21 protein-coding genes are annotated in these 17,139 nt (G+C 70.7%); 13 read left to right on the plus strand and 8 right to left on the minus strand.

Features of this window, described 5'->3' with window-relative positions; genetic code table 11:
- The first annotated feature begins 32 nt into the window (after positions 1–32).
- Together CRP55_RS17060 and CRP55_RS17065 are read left to right on the plus strand one after the other, a co-directional pair.
- On the plus strand, positions 33–1,340 hold the full coding sequence (locus CRP55_RS17060) for a M20/M25/M40 family metallo-hydrolase (protein ID WP_097321041.1): 1,308 nt from the start codon (positions 33–35) through the stop codon (positions 1,338–1,340).
- A 23-nt stretch (positions 1,341–1,363) separates the two neighbouring features.
- A complete protein-coding gene (locus tag CRP55_RS17065) occupies positions 1,364–2,035 on the plus strand; it encodes a hypothetical protein (RefSeq protein ID WP_097321042.1) in 672 nt (223 codons plus the stop codon).
- 50 nt (positions 2,036–2,085) lie between these two features.
- On the opposite strand, the gene CRP55_RS17070 is transcribed toward CRP55_RS17065, so the two are convergent.
- Positions 2,086–2,277 (minus strand): DUF5703 family protein, encoded by a 192-nt coding sequence (locus CRP55_RS17070; RefSeq protein ID WP_097321043.1) that lies wholly within the window; start codon positions 2,275–2,277, stop codon positions 2,086–2,088.
- Positions 2,278–2,432: 155 nt separating this feature from the next.
- Between CRP55_RS17070 and CRP55_RS17075 the strand changes: the two genes are divergently transcribed.
- Positions 2,433–2,747, plus strand: a complete 315-nt coding sequence (locus tag CRP55_RS17075) for a hypothetical protein (RefSeq protein ID WP_097321044.1) — start codon at positions 2,433–2,435, stop codon at positions 2,745–2,747.
- Between the two features lie 5 nt (positions 2,748–2,752).
- Here CRP55_RS17075 and CRP55_RS17080 read toward each other — a convergent pair whose 3' ends face one another.
- The gene (locus CRP55_RS17080) at positions 2,753–3,748 is read right to left on the minus strand and encodes an aldo/keto reductase (RefSeq protein ID WP_097321045.1); all 996 of its coding nucleotides are present in this window, start codon (positions 3,746–3,748) and stop codon (positions 2,753–2,755) included.
- Positions 3,749–3,877: 129 nt separating this feature from the next.
- On the opposite strand from CRP55_RS17080, the gene CRP55_RS17085 reads away from it, so the two are divergent.
- The 5 genes from CRP55_RS17085 to mshC all read left to right on the plus strand — a co-directional run bounded on the left by CRP55_RS17085 (position 3,878) and on the right by mshC (position 8,458).
- Positions 3,878–4,930, plus strand: coding sequence for an LLM class F420-dependent oxidoreductase (locus CRP55_RS17085; protein ID WP_097321046.1), 1,053 nt, complete (start codon positions 3,878–3,880; stop codon positions 4,928–4,930).
- Positions 4,930–5,604 carry a histidine phosphatase family protein gene (locus CRP55_RS17090; RefSeq protein ID WP_097321047.1) on the plus strand — a complete coding sequence of 225 codons (675 nt, stop codon included), beginning with the start codon at positions 4,930–4,932 and terminating at the stop codon, positions 5,602–5,604. Before CRP55_RS17085 ends, CRP55_RS17090 begins: the two co-directional genes overlap by 1 nt.
- A gap of 127 nt (positions 5,605–5,731) precedes the next feature.
- Positions 5,732–6,343, plus strand: a complete 612-nt coding sequence (locus CRP55_RS17095; RefSeq protein ID WP_097321048.1) for a DUF3090 domain-containing protein — start codon at positions 5,732–5,734, stop codon at positions 6,341–6,343.
- Complete coding sequence (locus CRP55_RS17100) at positions 6,340–7,155, plus strand: SCO1664 family protein (RefSeq protein ID WP_281260789.1); 816 nt, start codon at positions 6,340–6,342, stop codon at positions 7,153–7,155. Before CRP55_RS17095 ends, CRP55_RS17100 begins: the two co-directional genes overlap by 4 nt.
- A gap of 61 nt (positions 7,156–7,216) precedes the next feature.
- On the plus strand, positions 7,217–8,458 hold the full coding sequence (gene mshC, locus CRP55_RS17105) for a cysteine--1-D-myo-inosityl 2-amino-2-deoxy-alpha-D-glucopyranoside ligase (protein WP_097321049.1): 1,242 nt from the start codon (positions 7,217–7,219) through the stop codon (positions 8,456–8,458).
- A gap of 98 nt (positions 8,459–8,556) precedes the next feature.
- On the opposite strand, the gene CRP55_RS17110 is transcribed toward mshC, so the two are convergent.
- Positions 8,557–8,775: a hypothetical protein gene (locus CRP55_RS17110; RefSeq protein WP_245923072.1), complete on the minus strand. Its 219-nt coding sequence runs from the start codon at positions 8,773–8,775 to the stop codon at positions 8,557–8,559.
- A 415-nt stretch (positions 8,776–9,190) separates the two neighbouring features.
- On the opposite strand from CRP55_RS17110, the gene CRP55_RS17115 reads away from it, so the two are divergent.
- Positions 9,191–9,511 (plus strand): hypothetical protein, encoded by a 321-nt coding sequence (locus CRP55_RS17115; protein WP_143234675.1) that lies wholly within the window; start codon positions 9,191–9,193, stop codon positions 9,509–9,511.
- Positions 9,512–9,607: 96 nt separating this feature from the next.
- Here CRP55_RS17115 and CRP55_RS17120 read toward each other — a convergent pair whose 3' ends face one another.
- Positions 9,608–10,924 carry an SMI1/KNR4 family protein gene (locus tag CRP55_RS17120; RefSeq protein ID WP_218854581.1) on the minus strand — a complete coding sequence of 439 codons (1,317 nt, stop codon included), beginning with the start codon at positions 10,922–10,924 and terminating at the stop codon, positions 9,608–9,610.
- Positions 10,925–11,219: 295 nt separating this feature from the next.
- Between CRP55_RS17120 and CRP55_RS17125 the strand changes: the two genes are divergently transcribed.
- Together CRP55_RS17125 and CRP55_RS17130 are read left to right on the plus strand one after the other, a co-directional pair.
- A complete protein-coding gene (locus CRP55_RS17125; protein WP_143234677.1) occupies positions 11,220–11,426 on the plus strand; it encodes a hypothetical protein in 207 nt (68 codons plus the stop codon).
- Positions 11,426–11,647 (plus strand): helix-turn-helix transcriptional regulator, encoded by a 222-nt coding sequence (locus CRP55_RS17130; RefSeq protein WP_097321052.1) that lies wholly within the window; start codon positions 11,426–11,428, stop codon positions 11,645–11,647. The genes CRP55_RS17125 and CRP55_RS17130 overlap by 1 nt, the downstream gene beginning before the upstream one ends.
- Positions 11,648–11,650: 3 nt before the next feature.
- On the opposite strand, the gene CRP55_RS17135 is transcribed toward CRP55_RS17130, so the two are convergent.
- The 3 genes from CRP55_RS17135 to CRP55_RS17150 all read right to left on the minus strand — a co-directional run bounded on the left by CRP55_RS17135 (position 11,651) and on the right by CRP55_RS17150 (position 15,259).
- Entirely contained in the window at positions 11,651–12,442 is a 792-nt protein-coding gene (locus tag CRP55_RS17135) for a GntR family transcriptional regulator (RefSeq protein WP_097321053.1), read from the minus strand.
- A 217-nt stretch (positions 12,443–12,659) separates the two neighbouring features.
- Complete coding sequence (locus CRP55_RS17140; protein WP_097321054.1) at positions 12,660–13,529, minus strand: PAC2 family protein; 870 nt, start codon at positions 13,527–13,529, stop codon at positions 12,660–12,662.
- A 1,178-nt stretch (positions 13,530–14,707) separates the two neighbouring features.
- The gene (locus CRP55_RS17150) at positions 14,708–15,259 is read right to left on the minus strand and encodes a hypothetical protein (RefSeq protein ID WP_097321056.1); all 552 of its coding nucleotides are present in this window, start codon (positions 15,257–15,259) and stop codon (positions 14,708–14,710) included.
- A gap of 58 nt (positions 15,260–15,317) precedes the next feature.
- On the opposite strand from CRP55_RS17150, the gene CRP55_RS17155 reads away from it, so the two are divergent.
- Positions 15,318–15,737 (plus strand): GNAT family N-acetyltransferase, encoded by a 420-nt coding sequence (locus CRP55_RS17155; protein ID WP_218854610.1) that lies wholly within the window; start codon positions 15,318–15,320, stop codon positions 15,735–15,737.
- Here CRP55_RS17155 and CRP55_RS17160 read toward each other — a convergent pair.
- Positions 15,700–16,470, minus strand: a complete 771-nt coding sequence (locus CRP55_RS17160; RefSeq protein WP_097321058.1) for a CDP-alcohol phosphatidyltransferase family protein — start codon at positions 16,468–16,470, stop codon at positions 15,700–15,702. The two genes, CRP55_RS17155 and CRP55_RS17160, sit on opposite strands and share 38 nt — an antisense overlap.
- A 103-nt stretch (positions 16,471–16,573) precedes the next feature.
- Between CRP55_RS17160 and hpt the strand changes: the two genes are divergently transcribed.
- Positions 16,574–17,137, plus strand: a complete 564-nt coding sequence (gene hpt, locus CRP55_RS17165; protein ID WP_097321059.1) for a hypoxanthine phosphoribosyltransferase — start codon at positions 16,574–16,576, stop codon at positions 17,135–17,137.
- Positions 17,138–17,139: the final 2 nt, after the last annotated feature.

Raw genomic sequence — 17,139 nt, forward strand, 5'->3', positions numbered from 1 at the left:
CCTCCTTAACGATCTGCTGGTAGGAATAGGCGATGAAGACCACCGCCGTCGAGGAGGTCACCGGCATCTGCCGCGACCTGCTGCGCATCGACACCACGAACACCGGCGACCCGCGTACGACCGTCGGCGAGCGCGCCGCCGCCGAATACGTCGCCGAGAGGCTCGGCGAGGTGGGCATCGAGTCCGAGATCCACGAGTCGGCGCCGACCCGGGCCAACGTGTTCGCGCGGATCCCGGGCGCCGACCGCAGCCGGGGCGCGCTCATGCTGCACGGCCACCTCGACGTGGTCCCGGCCGACGCGAGCGAGTGGTCGGTGGGCCCGTTCTCCGGCGAGGAGAAGGACGGCTACCTCTGGGGCCGCGGCGCGATCGACATGAAGGACTTCGACGCGATGATGCTCGCCGTCGTCCGCGACTGGAAGCGCACCGGCTACGTGCCGCCGCGCGACATCGTGCTCATGTATACGGCCGACGAAGAGGCCGGCATGGAGTTCGGCTCGCAGTGGCTGGTGCGCAACCACCGCGACGCCTTCGAGGGCGTGACCGAGGCCATCGGCGAGGTCGGCGGCTACTCCTTCACCGTCAACGACGACCTGCGCCTCTACCTGGTGCAGACCGCCGAGAAGGGCCTCGACTGGCTGCGGCTGAACGCCACCGGCCGGCCCGGGCACGGCTCGTTCGTGCACGACGACAACGCGATCACCAACCTGGCCGAGGCGGTCTCCCGGGTCGGCCGGCACCGCTTCCCGACCGTGCTCACCCCGACCGTGCGCACCTTCCTCGAGCAGATCAGCGAGGCGCTGGGGGTCGAGCTCGACCCGGACAAGCCCGAGGAGGTCATCGCCAAGCTGGGCCCGATCGCCAACCTGATCGGCGCCACGGTCCGCAACACGGCCAACCCGACCCGCCTCGAGGCCGGCTACAAGGACAACGTGATCCCCGGCCGGGCCAGCGCCACCATCGACTGCCGCACGCTGCCCGGGCACGCCGACGCGTTCCTGGCCGAGCTGCGCGAGCTGATCGGCCCCGGCGTCGACATCGAGCACATCTCCCAGCAGACGGCCGTCGAGACCGGCTTCGACGGGGCGCTGGTCGAGGCCATGAGCGACGCCCTCAAGGCCGAGGACCCGGCCGCGCGCACGATCCCGTACATGATGTCCGGCGGCACCGACGCCAAGGCGTTCTCCACCCTCGGCATCCGCTGCTTCGGGTTCGCCCCGCTGAAGCTTCCCGCCGACCTGGCGTTCTCCTCGTTGTTCCATGGCATTGACGAGCGCGTCCCGGTCGAGGGACTAGAGTTCGGCGTGCGTGTGCTCGACCGTCTGCTCCGAAACAGCTGACTTGTGTGGAAGGACCCACTTCGATGACCGACCAGAACGCGGAGCTCGACGCCGCCCTCGAGCGCGTCGTGGAGGCCGCCCGGGCGCACCTCACCGCGGTCAAGGCCGCCGAGGGCCGCATGGACGACGATGACGTCTGGCAGGCGTACGTCAACCTCAACAACGCCTCTTTCGCGTACGACGAGAAGATGCTCGACGCGTACGGCGAGGTGACGCCCTGGGACGTCGAGTCGATCGACCCCGACGAGGCCGACCAGCGCTTCGGTCTCGGCGTCGACGGCTTCGACCCGGCCGAGTCGACAGACCCGTACCCGCAGGTCCTGTCCGTGCGCCAGCGCCGCGACTACCGCGTGCCCAGCATCTCGGCGCTGCTGCGCCGGGCCGAGGTCGCGCGCCGCAGCGCCGTCCCCGAGGACGAGGACCCGGGCGCGGTCGAGACGGTCGGCGAGGCCGTGCTCGAGCTGCTGCAGGCCGGCGACGGCTCGCTGTCGTCGCTGGACGTGCCCGAGCTGGAGCCGCTCGACGGCCTGCTGACCGTCAGCGAGATCTCCGAGCCGCTCGACCTGGAGGCCTTCGAGGACTCCGACGGCGACGGCCCGTTCGCCCCGAAGCAGGGCGACCTGCTGGTCGGGCGCCTCGACGAGCACCCGTACCTGCCCGACGAGGAAGAGGACCACGCCGGTCACCAGCACTGAGGCTCTTCGGTTATGACCAAGAAAGGCCCGTCCGCGCGGACGGGCCTTTCTCAGTAGCTCAACCCCGGCTGCGGGGTCGGCTGCACACGGCGGCGGAGCATCACCTTGCGGGTGCCGTCCCGGTAGAGCTGGACCCGGGCCAGCTCCCATCCGGAGAACTCCGCCTGAATGGCGAGCTGCGCCATCGCGGTCAACCGATCGACATTCGAGGGCAACCGCAGCGGCGCGTATTCGTAGTCCATGCCGACTAGAGTGCACCTCCGTCCGGCCCCTCGACAAGCGCTGACCAGCGGTTATCCGGCCCCACGCGGGATCTACCCTGGTCAAACCGGGTTCGTGGCCCGAGGCTGCGAAAGCGATCACATTCGCGGGTGTGCGGTCCCCCTACACTCCGGCTATGGACGGCTGGCTCGACGGGGCGGACAAGGTCGCGTCCGTCGTGGGCGGAGTGATCGTCCTGGTGGGCGCCGTGATCGGCCTGCGGCGGTGGCGGAGAATCCGCCGGGAGGCCGAGGCCGACGGCGAGTTGAAGGCGATGCGCGCGGCGATCGCGAAGTCGAGCCCTGTTTCGGACCGGGCGAGAGCGGTGATCGCCAACCGGGGCCGCCATTGGACTCAGCGCAGCCTGAGCTACTCGCCGGCCGTGCGGCTGGCGGTCGCCGCCGCCGTGGTGCTCCTCGTCCTCGTGCTGGTCGAGGAGTGGGTCAGATAGGCGGGTCAGGCTTCGCCGTCGGGGTAGCCGACGCCCTCGCGTTCCGGGTAGCCGACATCGATGGCGGAGACGTCGTCGAGGGCGTTGGAGATCTCGGCCGGGAGGGTCAGCTCCTCGCTGAGCAGGGCGCCCTGGAGCTGGCCGGCCGTGCGGGCGCCCAGGATCGGGGCGGCCACGCCGGGGCGGTCGCGCAGCCAGGCCAGGGCGACCTCGACCGGGGAGACGCCGAGGCCGGCCGCCGCCGTCACGACCGCCTGGACGATGCTGGAACTGCGCGGCTCGAGGTATGTCTGGACGAAGGCGGCCAGGTGTTCGGTGGCGGCGCGGGAGTCGAGCGGGCGGCCGTTGCGATATTTGCCGGTCAGCACGCCGCGGCCCAGCGGTGACCAGGCCAGCACGCCGAAGCCGAGCGCGGCCGAGGCCGGCAGCAGCTCGCGCTCGATGCCGCGCTCCAGCAGCGAATATTCCATCTGGGAGGCCACGATCGGCGCCCGCCCGGGATAGGCCGCCTGCCAGGTCGCGGCCCGCGCCGTCTGCCAGGCCGCGAAGTTGGAGACGCCCACGTAGCGGACGCGGCCGCTGTTGACCGCGTGGTCCAGGGCGCCCAGGGTCTCCTCCAGGGGCGTCATCGGGTCGTACCCGTGCACCTGCCAGAGGTCGACGTAGTCGGTGCCGAGCCGGCGCAGCGACGCGTCGAGCGAGCGCAGCAGGTGGCCGCGGGAGCCGTCGCGTGTGCGGAAGCCGTGCGGGGTGAGCCCGGCCTTGGTGGCGATGACCACCTCGTCGCGGGGGACCAGGTGGTCGAGCAGCGAGCCGATCACGGCCTCGGCGTCGCCGTCGCCGTAGACGTCGGCCGTGTCGAGCAGCGTGCCGCCGGCCTCGAGGAAGAGTTTGAGTTGCGCGGCCGCGTCGTCCGGGTCGGTGTCCCGGCCCCAGGTCATGGTGCCGAGGGCGAGCCGCGAGACCGCCAGCCCGCTTCGGCCGAGCGGTCGCTGTTGCATGAGTGAACCTTATTCAGACAGTCTCCATAGGGAAATGCTGACGCCCTGGTAGAACCGGTCGGTTACCTGACCGAGATCACGCAGGGTGGGCCACTAGGCTGCGAACAGCGAAAATGGAGGGGAGCGCACGTGCGTCTGGGACTGAGCCTCGGCTATCAATCGGCGTGGAGCACACCGCAGGACCATCTGGCGATGGCCCAGGAGGCGGACAGGCTCGGCTACGCCGTGGCCTGGTCGGCCGAGGCGTACGGCTCGGACACGGTCAGCATGCTCTCGTGGATCGCCGGGCAGACCGAGCGGATCGACCTCGGCGCGGCCGTCATGCAGATCCCCGCCCGCACCCCGGCCATGACCGCGATGACCGCGGCCACCATCGACGCGCTCTCCGGCGGCCGTTTCCGGCTCGGGCTGGGCGTCTCCGGCCCGCAGGTGTCCGAGGGATGGCACGGCGTGCGTTTCGGCAAGCCGCTCGGGCGTACCCGCGAATATGTCGACATCGTCAAAATGGCGATCGCCCGGCAGCCGGTCTCGTATCAGGGCGAGCACTACACGCTGCCCCTGCCGGACGGGCCGGGCAAGGCGCTGCGGCTCGGCTTCCACCCGCCGCGCGAGGCGATCCCGATCTACCTGGCCGCCGTCGGCCCGAAAAACCTCGAGCTGGCCGGTGAGATCGCCGACGGCTGGCTGGCCATCTTCTTCGCGCCGGACGCGGCGGGGGAGTATCTGCAGCACATCGAGCGGGGCCGGGCCAAGAAGGGCCTGGGCCTGACCGGCTTCGACGTGGCGCCGACCGTGCCGGTGGTGCTCGGCGACAACGTGGCCTGGTGCGCCGATGTGATCCGGCCCTACGCGTCGCTCTACGTGGGTGGCATGGGCAGCCGGGAGCAGAACTTCTACAACCAGTTGGCCGTACGCATGGGCTACGCCGACGAGGCGGCCAAGGTGCAGGATCTGTACCTCAGCGGCAAGAAGGCGGAGGCGGCCGAGGCCGTGCCGCAGGAGTTCATCGAGCGCACCTCGATCCTGGGCAACAAGATCCAGGTCAAGGAGCGGATCCGGCAGTACGCGGCGGCCGGGGTGGGCACGCTCTCCATCAGCCCCTACGTCGGCGACCTCAAGAGCGGGCTCGACACCCTCCGGATCGTCGCCGAGGCGTACGAAGAGTCCGGCGTGGCCGAGTAGTGGCCACCGTTCTGCTGCTCCGGCACGGGCGTACGACGGCCAACGCCACCGGCGAGCTGGCCGGCCGGCTCCCGGTGGAGCTCGACGAGACGGGCCGCCGTCAGGCCGAGCGGGCCGGCGAGCGGCTGCGCGCGCTGCCGCTGGCCGAGGTGGTGACCAGCCCGCTGATCCGCTGCCGGACCACTGTCGAGCTGGCCCTGCCCGGCCGCACCGCGGTGGTCGACGAGGGTTTCACCGAGTGCGGCTACGGCGACTGGGAGGGGCGGCCGCTCAAGGAGCTGGCCAAGGAGGATCTGTGGCCGGTGGTGCAGCAGCATCCCAGCGCCGCGGTCTTCCCGAACGGCGAGGCGATGGCGGCGATGTCGGCGCGGGCGGTCTCGGCCGTACGGCGATGGGACGCCAAGGTCACCGCGGAGCACGGCCCGGAGGCGCTGTGGGCGGTGTGCAGCCACGGCGACGTGATCAAGGCCATCATCGCGGACGCGCTCGGCCTGCACCTCGACCAGTTCCAGCGCATCGTGGCCGACCCGGCGTCGGTGAGCGTGATCCGGTACACGCCGACGCGGCCCTTCATCGTGCGCGTCAACGACACCTCGGATCTGTCGTCGCTCGTACCGCAAGCAGCTGTCGCCTCCGACGCCGCCGTCGGCGGCGGCGCCGGATCTGGCCAATAGAAAGGGCTCAGCTAGAAGAGCACAGTGTGACCGGCGTGTTACCCCTGGCTGGTGAGCGTTGCGCCGTGGGCGAACCCGGCCCTGTGGGGATGCGCGGGGCCGGGGGAGGGTGGATAGGGTTGTCGTCATGACCCACCAGGTGCACTCCTTCGAGCCGCCGGAGCGGTTCGTGGCCGGGACGGTGGGCGAGCCGGGCGACCGGACGTTCTTCCTCCAGGCCCGCGGCGGCGGCCGGGTGATCAGCGTCGCGCTGGAGAAGGTCCAGGTGTCGCTCCTCGCCGAGAAACTCGAGGAACTGCTCGTCGAGGCGAACAAACGGTTCGGCGTCTCGCTGCCCGAGACGGCCCTGCTCGCCGGGCACGACAACGAGCCGCTCGACGTTCCGGTCGACGAGGAGTTCCGCGTCGGCACGCTCGGGCTCGCCTTCGACGTCGACACCAGCACGGTGGTGATCGAGGCCATCGAGGCGGGCGAGTCCGAGGTCGAGATCGAGCTCGGCGGCGACCCCGACGACGACGATCCGGACGACGATGACGCCGAGGTCGACGACGACGAGGACGACGAGCCCGACGACGACCTCGACCGGCTCCGGGTCCGGCTGACCCCCGAGGCGACCCGCGCGTTCATCGACCGGGCCCGCCGCGTGGTGGCCGCCGGCCGGCCGCCCTGCCCGCTCTGCGGCCAGCCGCTCGACCCGGCCGGCCACCTCTGCCCCCGGCACAACGGCTACCACCGGTGACGGCTGAGCCCGCGGCGGCGCTCGCCGAGAGTGACGCTCTCGAGCTGCTCGCCCACGGCGAGATGGAGATCGAGGGACGGCTCGTCGACGCGTCCAACACGACGCTGCGGGCCGAGATCACCCTGTCCGGGGTGACCCGGCGCTGTGTCTACAAGCCGGTGCGGGGCGAGAAACCGCTGTGGGACTTCCCCGACGGCACGCTGGCCGGGCGCGAGGTGTCGGCCTACCTGGTGTCACAGGCCACGGGCTGGGACGTGGTGCCGCCGACCATCCTGCGCGACGGGCCGCTGGGCACGGGCGCGCTGCAGCTGTGGATCGACGAACCTGAGACCGCCGAGTCGCTGATCGGCTTCGTCCCGGCCTACGACGTTCCCGAGGGCTGGATCGCGGTGGCCAACGCCCGCGACGACGACGGCGACGCGTACGCGCTGGCCCACGCGGACGACCAGCGGCTGGCCCGCCTCGCCGTCTTCGACGCGGTGATCAACAACGCCGACCGCAAGGGCGGCCACGTGCTCTACCCGGCGACCGGCTCGGTGCACGGCGTCGACCACGGCGTCTCGTTCCACGTGGAGAACAAACTCCGCACGGTCCTGTGGGGCTGGACCGGCAAGCCGCTGATCGACGAGGCCACGCCGGTGCTGACCGGCCTGATCGCCAAGCTCGACGGCGATCTCGGCGCGGCCCTGGAGGAACACCTCACGATCTCCGAGGTGCAGCACGTACGCCTGCGGGCCAAGCGCCTGCTGCGCGCGGGCCGTTTCCCGCAGCCGCCGCAGGACTGGCCGGCGATTCCCTGGCCGCCCGTGTAACCCGTGTAGTAGGTCACGGACGCGCGCCTTTGCTCCTACCAGCTGGATAGGCTTACCAACCATGGACGCTTGGACCGGGCACGATGTGCCGAAACTGCCCGGCTCGGGGCAGCCGCCCCGCCTGTACGACTCGGCTCGCCGCTCGGTCGAGCCGTCAGTGCCCACCGGCGACGCGGCGACGATGTACGTCTGCGGCATCACGCCGTACGACGCCACGCACCTCGGCCACGCCGCCACGATGATCACGTTCGACCTGGTCAACCGCCTGTGGCGCGACAACGGCCACGACGTGACGTACGTGCAGAACGTGACCGACATCGACGACCCGCTGCTCGAGCGGGCCGCGCGCGACGGCGAGGACTGGATCGTCCTGGGCATGCGCGAGACCGCCCTGTTCCGCGAGGACATGGAAGCCCTGCGGATCATCCCGCCGGCGCACTACGTGGGCGCCGTCGAGTCCATCCCGTCGATCGTCACCCACGTGCTGTCGCTGCTTGACGAGGGCGCGGCCTACAAGCTCGACGACGGCACCGGCGACGTCTACTTCTCCGTGGCCGCGGCCCCGCGCTTCGGCTACGAGTCGGGCTTCGACCGCGCCGAGATGACCACCCTGTCGGCCGAGCGCGGCGGCGACCCCGAGCGCGCCGGCAAGCGCGACCCGCTCGACCCGCTGCTGTGGCGCGGCGCCCGCGACGGCGAGCCCGCCTGGGACGGCGGCGACCTGGGCCCCGGCCGCCCCGGCTGGCACATCGAGTGCACGACGATCGCCCTCAACCTGCTCGGCGACACCATCGACGTCCAGGGCGGCGGCAACGACCTGATCTACCCCCACCACGAGTGCTCGGCCGCCCACGCCGAGACCTTGACCGGCGCCGAGCCGTTCGCCGCGCACTACGTGCACGCCGGCATGATCGGCCTCGCGGGCGAGAAGATGTCGAAGTCCAAGGGCAACCTGGTCTTCGTCTCCCGCCTCCGCGGCGACGGCGTCGACCCCATGGCCGTGCGCCTGGGCCTGCTGTCGGGCCACTACCGCGCCGACCGCGAGTGGACCGACGAGGTCCTGAAGACCGGGGAGGACCGCCTGGCCCGCTGGCGTTCGGCGGCCGCCGCGCCTTCCGGCCCGTCGGGCGAGGGCTTGCTCGCGGCCGTACGCGAGAGCCTGTCCGACGACCTCGACGCCCCCGCCGCCCTCGCCGTGGTGGACGCCTGGGCCGAGGCGGCCCTGTCCTCGGTGGGCGACGACGAGGAGGCTCCCGCCCTCATGGCCCGCACCGTGGACGCCCTGCTCGGCATCCGCCTCTAGACACTTGCTCCTCACCGCGGCGGCGAGTTCGTCGGCGGTGCGGACAGCGAGGTTGGCCAGGCTGCCTTTCATCGTCGACCAGACCTTCTCGACTGGGTTCAACTCCGGCGCATCGGCGGCGACTTGTGGGCCGACAGACCGTCCCAGACCAGCACGATCGGCGCCTGCAACTGCTGATGCGCAGCGTCGAGTAACCGGATCAGATCCGGCTCGCGGAGCCCTTTCGGCTGACCTTTACGCCCGCGGTAAAGCAGCGTGCGGTAGATCAACCGTCTGGACTCACCGGGCCGGTAGCAGCGCAACCCGGCCACCGACATCCGCCCGAGCTCGAGTCGTTGCTTGAGCCGGGCCAACTGCTCGTCGGACAGTTTCGGGTCCGGCCCGGCCGGGCCCCGCGAAGCCGGCGCGGCCGCTCGATCACGCCCTCCCGCGGGATAATGGACCTGGGGGACGCCCCCGGGGAGGGCGGGATCGTTTTCGCGGCCGGTTTTCTCGGCGTGTCGCGGCTTTTCGCCCGCGTGACGCCCTCTTCGCAGCCCGTTGAGCGCTTGACGGACCGCTTCCGCGATCGGCTGTGGAGCGCCCCGCGCCGACCTTAGACGGTGATCTTGGGTTACTGGGCGGTTTGACGATTTTGTACGCGGTCGGTCGGACCTATCCGAAATCAGCCACATTTCGATGACAGAAGGGCCAGACTTTCGGTGGTCAAACAATCGTCCGAAAGGAAATACCATGCGTCGTCCGGTCATGTACGTTGGGGGTCTTCTGCTGGCCGCCGGTGCGAGCCTCGCCTTCGCGGGTCCCGCCTCCGCCGCTGTCTCCCACGACAGCCACGCAGCCGTTGTCGCCCACAACCCGTACGGCGACGACAACGACGTCGACTTCGACTACGACTACCGTTCGCTGAACTACGACTTCGACTACCGCTCGAACCGCGAGGACAACGGCGACTACACCCAGGTCAGCCTCCTGAACCTGCTCAGCCCGAACGGCCACCACAACCAGGGCCTGGGCCTGGGCCTGCTCGGCAACGGCGGCACCTTCGGCGGCTGACAAGCCGAAACCTCACCGGCGACCTTCGCCGTTGACTAAAACCCGGGGCACCCACAGCGGGCGCCCCGGGTTTCTGCTTCTCTGATATTCCCGGTATCAAAGCTCCAGGACGGTTTTCTTGATCGGGGGCCGGTCGAACAGGGCGAGGATCTCGACTGCGAGCGCTGCGACGTCGAGGGGGTTCGGGTTCCTCGCTCCCACCTCGATGCCGGCGGCGAGCAGATGGCGCGGGACGGCGCCGGCGTCGAGCAGGACCCGCCAGTCCGCTGGTGACAGGGCGAGGTACTCCAGGGCGGTCAGCTCGGTGACTTGCCGGGGATCGGCGAGCGTGCCCGGGTACGCCCGAAGCGTCCGCAGCCTCGGCAGGCCGATGACCGGTTCCAGGCTCAGTGGCGCACCGTCGCGCACACCCAGGAGCAAGACCTCCAGTCGGGGGTCAGCGGCCGCCTCGATGCTCGGCAGGCTGCGGGCGTTGACGTGGGCGACCAGCGGTGGCCGGTCTCCCCGCGGGTCGTCATGCGCCGACAACCGCCGGTGGACCACCAGGTCGGTGAGCGAGTCCGCGTAAAGCGAGGCGCCGATGGTCTCATCGTGGGGAATGAAGATGATCTGGCCGGTGTGCCCGGCCGGGCCGGGCGTCAGGTCGACGGCGAAACAGCCGTTGCCGGCATCGTCACCGAAGACGATCCAGCCCGGCGACCCGACCAGTTGCTGGACGGCGACGCCAGGTCCGGTCGCGACCGCCACGGACGCCGCGGACGCCCACGCGGCCGGTCGGGACGCGACATCCGCGATGAAGACCTGGTCGAGTGGGTAGAGGAAGACGCCAAGCACGTCTGCTACGCGGATCGTCTCCTCGAAGTCCTGCTCCGCACCGCCGTGGACGACGTGGAAGAGTGCCTTGAGCTCGTCCGGCAGTGCGACCCCCAGCCGCGCCCCGGCGGCCGCGATCTCCGCCTCGGTCGCCGGCTCGGCCCCGGGAAGCCGTTCGCGCAGCGTACGCCGCAGCAACTCCGGATCCGCTGAGCGTGCCGGCATCGCGGCCGGGACAGGGTCGGGCAGACGACGCCAAGGCTCCGGAACGGCGCCGTCGGCCAGAATCAGCGTATCGAGGTGCGGCCCGGCACCGTTCTGCGCAACCGCGCCCGGTTCCAGCAGGTGAAGCACGACCCGTCCGGGCGACGGCGCCTGCACCACGAACCAGATGTCCTCCAAGCCGCTCTGCTTCAACGCCTCGAGCACCCGTCCGACCGCGTCCCACTCCTGCTGCACGTCTCCGGCCGGGAAGGTCCGGCCGGGCACCGGCACACTCCACGCGCGAGGGCTGATGTGGCCGGCCGCATGCCCGCCGACCTGGACCTCGACGAACTCCAGCAGCGGCCGCCACGTCGCGACGTCATAGATGGGCAGCACCACGGAAATCCTCCCGCTCCCCGATGCAGACACGAGGCCCTTCGGCCGGACGATCGATCAGGGGCGATCTTGTCATGGTCGGAGGCGCGCACATCGCCAGATCCCGCACCCGCGCCAAGCAGCGTCTTCGGTTAGTGCTCGGCAAAGGCGGGACGAGCGCCGAGCACGGCAGAAAGCGTGAGGCCGCCTGAAGGCTCGGCCAAGACCAGAGAGAGCGGAGAGCGTGCTGTCAAGGACCCTCGACAAAAAGACAAGGACGCTTGACTTTATGACAAGGGGACGCGACAGCCAGGGCATGGCTGGTCGAGTCGAGGGCGTCGAGCGTACGGTCGCGGTCGAATCTTCTGCTCTGGCCTTCTGGGCTACCGCCGGCGCGGCGCTGACTTACAGCATTGTGGACTCGTTCGCCCACATGCCGGCGCTGAAGGGGCCCTGGGTGCTGCTCTTCGCGTTGTTCGCCTGGTGCGTGGCCCAAGCGATGCGGCAGGAGCGGTACCGCTGATGCGCAACCGCCTTCGGGTGCTGCGGGCCGAACGAAGCTGGACGCAGGAAGCCCTGGCCGGCAAGCTCGGTGTCTCCCGTCAGACCATCAACTCGATCGAGACCGGGAAGTACGACCCGAGCCTGCTCGTCGCCTTTGGACTGGCGCAGGTCTTCGACTGCCGCATCGAGGACATCTTCACCCCGGCAGCGACGGTCGGAAACGGCCACCGCGAGGCCTGAAGGTCAGGTCAAGGCCAAGCCGGGACCCGGGTCGGGCGCCGGGACCGGCGCGGGGATCTTGTACTCCTCGGTGAGCGTGGTCATCGGACCCGGCCACGTCGCCTGGGCCACCTCGATCGGCTTGCGGGACTCGTCGAAGGCGACGTGCAGCAGGTGCAGCACGGGCGTGTCGGGGCGGATCTGGAGGGTCTCGGCCTCGTCGCGGCTGGGCTGGCGGGCGCTGATCGTGTCGGTGGCCGAGGCGTACCTCTTGTCGAGAACGTCCTCGGCCTCCTGATAGAGGGGCCGGCCGAACGACTCGGGGCGCTCCAGCGAGGTGCCGCTCGCGTCGGTGACGCGGAACCAGGAGGCGCCGAGCTCCACAGTGGCGTCGTCGGTCTTGACGATGTGGCGGCGGACCAGCATCTCGGTGCCGTCGCGCACGCCGAAGGCGTCGGCCACCTCGGCCGGTGCCGGTTCGCGGCCGACGCTGACCAGCTGCTGGCGGTAGCGGGCGGCCAGGTCGGCGTGGTAGCCGCGGTGTGCGCCGTAGCGTCCGCGGGACAGGCGGTTGAGGCGGCGCCGGGTGCCGCGTACATACGTACCCGAACCCGGTTTTGTAATGAGAATGCCCTCGACCCGCAGCTGATCGACGGTCCTTTGGACCGTCTGTTTGGCCACGCCGAACATCTCCGCCATGGCCGGGATGGAGGGCAGCCGCTCGCCGGGTTGCCAGTCGCCGCGCCGAATGCGTTCGCGCAGCTGGGTGGCGATCTGCCGGTGAGGGAACTCAGCGGCGCCGGGATTGATCGTCATGCGACCTCCTAGACCCTAGGTTCCTAGGATGCAGTAGGCGGTGCGACACGCCACGACGACACGCCGAAGGGTCAAGAGCTTGATGTCGTAGCGGGGTGGGGCGTACAGATCGCTGCTCCCGCCGAGGGCCGCGGCGGGGCGAGCAGGGCGCTGCGCGCCCAGAACGCTCACCCCACCACGGCGACGTGCGTGAGGGGTTGCGCTCGAAAACCGAGCGCTACCAGGAACCGGCGGTCGGGCCGGCCGAGCCGCCGCGGCGGCGAAGGTACTTCTCGAACTCGCTGGCGATCTCGTCACCGGTCAGCGGCTGAATGCCCTCGTCGCCGACGCGCTCCTCGAGCTCGCGGACGTACTCGCCCAGCTCGGCGTCCTGCTCGGCGGCGGCGCGGACCCGCTTCTCCCACTCGTCGGCTTCCTCGGCCAGGTCGGTCATGGGCACCGGCAGGTCGAGCACGTCCTCGAGGCGGCTGAGCAGGGCCAGTGTCGCCTTGGGGCAGGGCGGGTTGTTGGCGTAGTGCGGCACGTGCACCCAGAAGCTCAGAGCGTCCAGCTCGGCGCGGCCGGCCGCCTCCTGGAGCACGCCGACGATGCCGGTGGGGCCGTCGTAGCGGGTGGGCGCCACCTTGTACTTCTCGGCCGCGCCCTTGTCGGTGGCGGAACCGCTGATCGGCAGGGGCCTCGTGTAGGGCACGTCGGCCAGCAGCGCGCCCAGCAGGACGATGCGGTTGACCTCGAGGCTGTGGCAGATTTCGAGGATCTGCTCGCAGAAGGTGCGCCAGCGCATGCTCGGCTCGATGCCGCGGATCAGCACCACGTCGCGGTCGCTGCCGGGCGGGCTGGCCACGGTGAACCGCGTCGTCGGCCACTCGATCTTGCGGGTCTCGCCGTCGGACATCGTGACGGTGGGCCGGCTGACCTGGAAGTCGTAGAAGTCCTCCGGGTCGATGGTGGTGATCTCGCGGGCCTGCCACACCTGCTCGAGGTGTTCCACGGCCGCGGTCGATGCGTCCGCAGCATCATTCCAGCCCTCGAAGGCGGCGATAGCCACGGGGGAGCGGAGCAGCGGAAGGCCGTCGAACTCAGTCATAGCCAAAGCCTACTTGCGCCCGCACCACACCACCCGTCGGCCGCGCCGCCACAGTGTCACGCTCAGCGCTCGCGCATTTCACTCCTAAAACCACAAAATCCGCCTATTTAACGCAGGCGAAGCGCGACGACCAAGCGCAAACCGCCAACGCATCCGCCCGAACCGAGCGCGATGAGGGCGGTGCGCGGCGCTGGGGGGCAGTGCGTGGCGCGGTAGTGGCGGCGGTAGGCGCGGTGGCGGCCACGAATGACGAGCGGACGGCGTGGTAACAGCGGGGGCGGTGCGCGGCGCGGGGGCGCGGCTCGGCAGGTGTGGCGGGGCAGGTGCGGTGCGTTGTGGGGTGGCCGGCGCGGCGGCGGGGCAGCGGCGGTGCCCGGCGGGGCGGTGCGCGGCGCGGCGGAGGCGGTGCGCGGCCGGGGCGGAGGCGGTGCGCGGCGGGGCGGAGGCGGTGCCCGGCGGGACGGAGGCGGTGCGCGGCGAGGTGGGCGGCGCGGTGAGCGCGGCTCGGTAGGTGCGGCTCGCTAGGTGCGGTGCGTTGTGGGGTGGCAGGCGCGGCGGGCGCACCAGCAGCAGTGCGTGGCGAGGCGGGTACGCGGCCGGGGGCGGGGCGGTACGCGGGTAGGTGGCTGCGGTGCGTGGCAGGTTGGATGGCGCGGTGAGTGTGGTGCGCGGCGCGGTGGCCGCGGAGCGCGAGGGGCGCGGCAGGGTAGGTGCGGTGTGCTGCCGGGTGGACGGCGCGGTGGGCATGGCGCGCTGTGGGGTGGATGGCGCGGTGAGCACGGTGGGTCCAGCGCGGTAGATGCGGGGCGCTGTGAGGTGGACGGCGCGGCGGCGCGGCGGCGGCGCGGTTGGTGCGGTGTGGGCGGTGCGCGGCCAAGTGGGCACCGTGCGCGGCGCGCGATGGCTGGGGCGGTTATGGGCGGTAGGCCCTACGTGGGTGGGTGGTGGCCGCGGTGGGCGCTACGCGCGGTAGGCAGTGCGCGGTGAGCGCTGAACGGGGTGCTCAGCGGGGTGCGGCGCAGCGGGGTGGGCGTGCCGGCGCGCCTCCGCGCTTCGCGCAGCCCGGCGCAGGCGCGGTGCGTGGTGGCGGTGGGAGCGGGAGTGGCGCGGGGTGAGGGGCGGTGGCCGCGGTGGCGAGGTGCGGTGGCCGCGGTGAGGTGCGGTGGGTGGGGGTGGGTTCAGACTTTGGCGGGGATGCGGCGGTGTAGTTCGGCTAGCAGGACCTCGGGGCCGGGGGACATGAGGCCCACGTCGACGAGGTAGGCGGTCTGGCCGTTGCGGCGGCGGGTTCGGGGTGGGCGGCCCGGGCCCTGCAGCTCCTGGGCGAACTCGCCGTCGCGGGGGGTGACGATGAGTTCGGCGAACGGGCCGCGGTAGCGCAGGGCCACCGTGTCGACGCCCGCCCAGGGCAGGTGGACGGGGCGGCGGCCGGTGGCGGCGAAGTCGAGGCCGCGCATGGACGTGTGCAGCCAGCCCAGGCGGCGCCAGACCAGCAGCATGATCAGGGCTGAGGTGACGACCGGGACGATCAGGGCCAGCTCCAGCGAGACGACCAGGTCGCCGGCGGTCAAGGTGTCGCCCAGGGCCAGGCGCAACAGCGCGAACAGGCCGAGAGTGGTGACCCAGACGGCGGCGACGACCCACAGCATGGTGACGAAGACGTTGGCCCGGGGCTGGAAGAACGTCAGTGTGTCGTCGTCCGGTCCGAGCACTTCGTCGATGTGCGCCACGCTCGAATTATGACCGATCTTTCGGTACAAAGCGGGCGATTATGGGTGGGTGGGTGTGATGCGACTGACCGGGCCGCCGTACGGCGAGGCGGCGAGGGTGCTCGACGAGTACCGGCAGCACTACGGGGCCAATCCGGCGCCGGAGGCGGTGGAGGCGTGGCTTCGGGAGCAGGTCGGGTCGGGGCGTATGAAGGTGTGGGTCACCGGCGACGCGATCTGCACGGTGGCTGTGGTTCCGGCCGCGCTGACCCTGCGTACGGTATGGCTGATCCGAGATCTTTATGTTCGCCCGGCGGCCCGCAGGCAGGGGATGGCCCGGGCGCTGCTGGCCGCGGTCGAACAGGAGGCTCGCGCGGCGGGCGCGCACCGGCTCTCCCTGCAGACCGAGACCGCCAACGTCCGGGCGATCGACCTCTACGCGGCGAGCGGCTTCGCGGCGCTCACAGAGGTGACAGTGATGGACGATGTGCTCGGGTGAAGGTGTACAGCCGGTAGATCAGCAGCAGCTCGAACGCGATCAGCAGCAGCGACGACAGCACGGTCAGCGCGACGATCTGGTTCAGCACCGGCCCGACGATGAAGACGAACATCATGAACTCGATGCCGCTGAACAGGTGCGGCCGGATGCGGCGGCCGACCAGCAGGTTGCGATATTTCCACCAGCCCGGCGCCTCGGTCATGCCGACGGGCGCGTCGACGACCACCACCGGGTCGGGGGCGCCGACCTCGGCCCGCACCTTGCCCATCTGCAGCGCGTTCAGGTAGCGGAACATGTCCAGGAAGATCACCAGGCCGGCCAGCCAGATGTACACGAAGTCGTGCGTCGCCTGGTATTGCCCGCCGAACAGGCCGACCGCGCATGCCAGCACCCGCAGCCGGTCGAGCACGTAGTCGAGCCAGGACCCGAACGGCGACGACTCCTCCCGCAGCCGGGCGATCTTGCCGTCCATGCAGTCCAGGACGAAGCTGAGGTGGAACAGCAGCGCGCCGGCGAGCAGCCAGGGGTAGCTTGCACGCCAGAAGCACAGCGCCGAGCCGAGCCCGACCACGAACGCCAGGACGGTCAGCCGGTTAGGGGTGACCGAGCGGAAGGGGGCCACCAGCTTGACCAGCCGCGCCGCGAGCGGATCGACCAGCAGGACGGTCCACCACGCGTCCTTCTCCTTGTACGTCCGCGACCTGATCTCGTCGAGCGTGTAGTGCCGCGCCATGCCTGCCGCCCCATGAAGGTGAACTTTGGACTTCGCGGACCTTACTAGAACCTGAATCGTCCTGGAAAGACAAAGATCCTCAAGCACCCGGGGAGGGCTCACGGTGGACGCCAACCACGTCGCCGGCGATCTCGAAACGGTGATCCTGACCGAGGAGCAGATCCTCGCCCGGGTCGCCGCGCTGGCCGCCGAACTGCACGAACGCTACGACGGCGAGGTCCCCGTGCTGGTCGGCGTCCTCGGCGGCGCCGCCACTTTCACGGTGGACCTGGCCCGCGCCTATCCGGCGCAGGCCGAGATCGGCTGGATGGCCATCAAGTCGTACAGCACCCGCAATCGGGCTTCCGGCTCCGTACGCCTGCTCAAGGACCTCGACGTCGACATCCGCGACCGCGACGTGGTCATCGTCGACGGCGTCATCGACACCGGCCTCACCATGACCTGGCTGATCGCCAACCTGGCCCAGCGCGCCCCGCGATCACTGTCGGTCTGCGCCCTGCTCCGCAAACCCGAGACGGCCCGCTTCGCCGACACACCGACCTACATCGGCTTCGACGTGGGCCCGGGGCTGATCGTCGGCTACGGCCTGGACCACGAGGGCCGTTACCGGAACCTCCGCTGCGCCGCGGTCCTGGCCCCGCAGATCTACGAGGCCCTCTCACGCTAGGG

This window comes from Paractinoplanes atraurantiacus, from assembly GCF_900215205.1.
Classification (GTDB): domain Bacteria; phylum Actinomycetota; class Actinomycetes; order Mycobacteriales; family Micromonosporaceae; genus Actinoplanes; species Actinoplanes atraurantiacus.

Coding starts and splice junctions, on each gene's coding strand:
- CRP55_RS17060 (WP_097321041.1), top strand. CDS start 33: ATGAAGACCACCGCCGTCGAGGAGGTCACCGGCATCTGCCGCGACCTG.
- CRP55_RS17065 (WP_097321042.1), top strand. CDS start 1,364: ATGACCGACCAGAACGCGGAGCTCGACGCCGCCCTCGAGCGCGTCGTG.
- CRP55_RS17070 (WP_097321043.1), bottom strand. CDS start 2,277: ATGGACTACGAATACGCGCCGCTGCGGTTGCCCTCGAATGTCGATCGG.
- CRP55_RS17075 (WP_097321044.1), top strand. CDS start 2,433: ATGGACGGCTGGCTCGACGGGGCGGACAAGGTCGCGTCCGTCGTGGGC.
- CRP55_RS17080 (WP_097321045.1), bottom strand. CDS start 3,748: ATGCAACAGCGACCGCTCGGCCGAAGCGGGCTGGCGGTCTCGCGGCTC.
- CRP55_RS17095 (WP_097321048.1), top strand. CDS start 5,732: ATGACCCACCAGGTGCACTCCTTCGAGCCGCCGGAGCGGTTCGTGGCC.
- mshC (WP_097321049.1), top strand. CDS start 7,217: ATGGACGCTTGGACCGGGCACGATGTGCCGAAACTGCCCGGCTCGGGG.
- CRP55_RS17110 (WP_245923072.1), bottom strand. CDS start 8,775: ATGTCGGTGGCCGGGTTGCGCTGCTACCGGCCCGGTGAGTCCAGACGG.
- CRP55_RS17115 (WP_143234675.1), top strand. CDS start 9,191: ATGCGTCGTCCGGTCATGTACGTTGGGGGTCTTCTGCTGGCCGCCGGT.
- CRP55_RS17125 (WP_143234677.1), top strand. CDS start 11,220: ATGGCTGGTCGAGTCGAGGGCGTCGAGCGTACGGTCGCGGTCGAATCT.
- CRP55_RS17130 (WP_097321052.1), top strand. CDS start 11,426: ATGCGCAACCGCCTTCGGGTGCTGCGGGCCGAACGAAGCTGGACGCAG.
- CRP55_RS17135 (WP_097321053.1), bottom strand. CDS start 12,442: ATGACGATCAATCCCGGCGCCGCTGAGTTCCCTCACCGGCAGATCGCC.
- CRP55_RS17140 (WP_097321054.1), bottom strand. CDS start 13,529: ATGACTGAGTTCGACGGCCTTCCGCTGCTCCGCTCCCCCGTGGCTATC.
- CRP55_RS17155 (WP_218854610.1), top strand. CDS start 15,318: ATGCGACTGACCGGGCCGCCGTACGGCGAGGCGGCGAGGGTGCTCGAC.
- CRP55_RS17160 (WP_097321058.1), bottom strand. CDS start 16,470: ATGGCGCGGCACTACACGCTCGACGAGATCAGGTCGCGGACGTACAAG.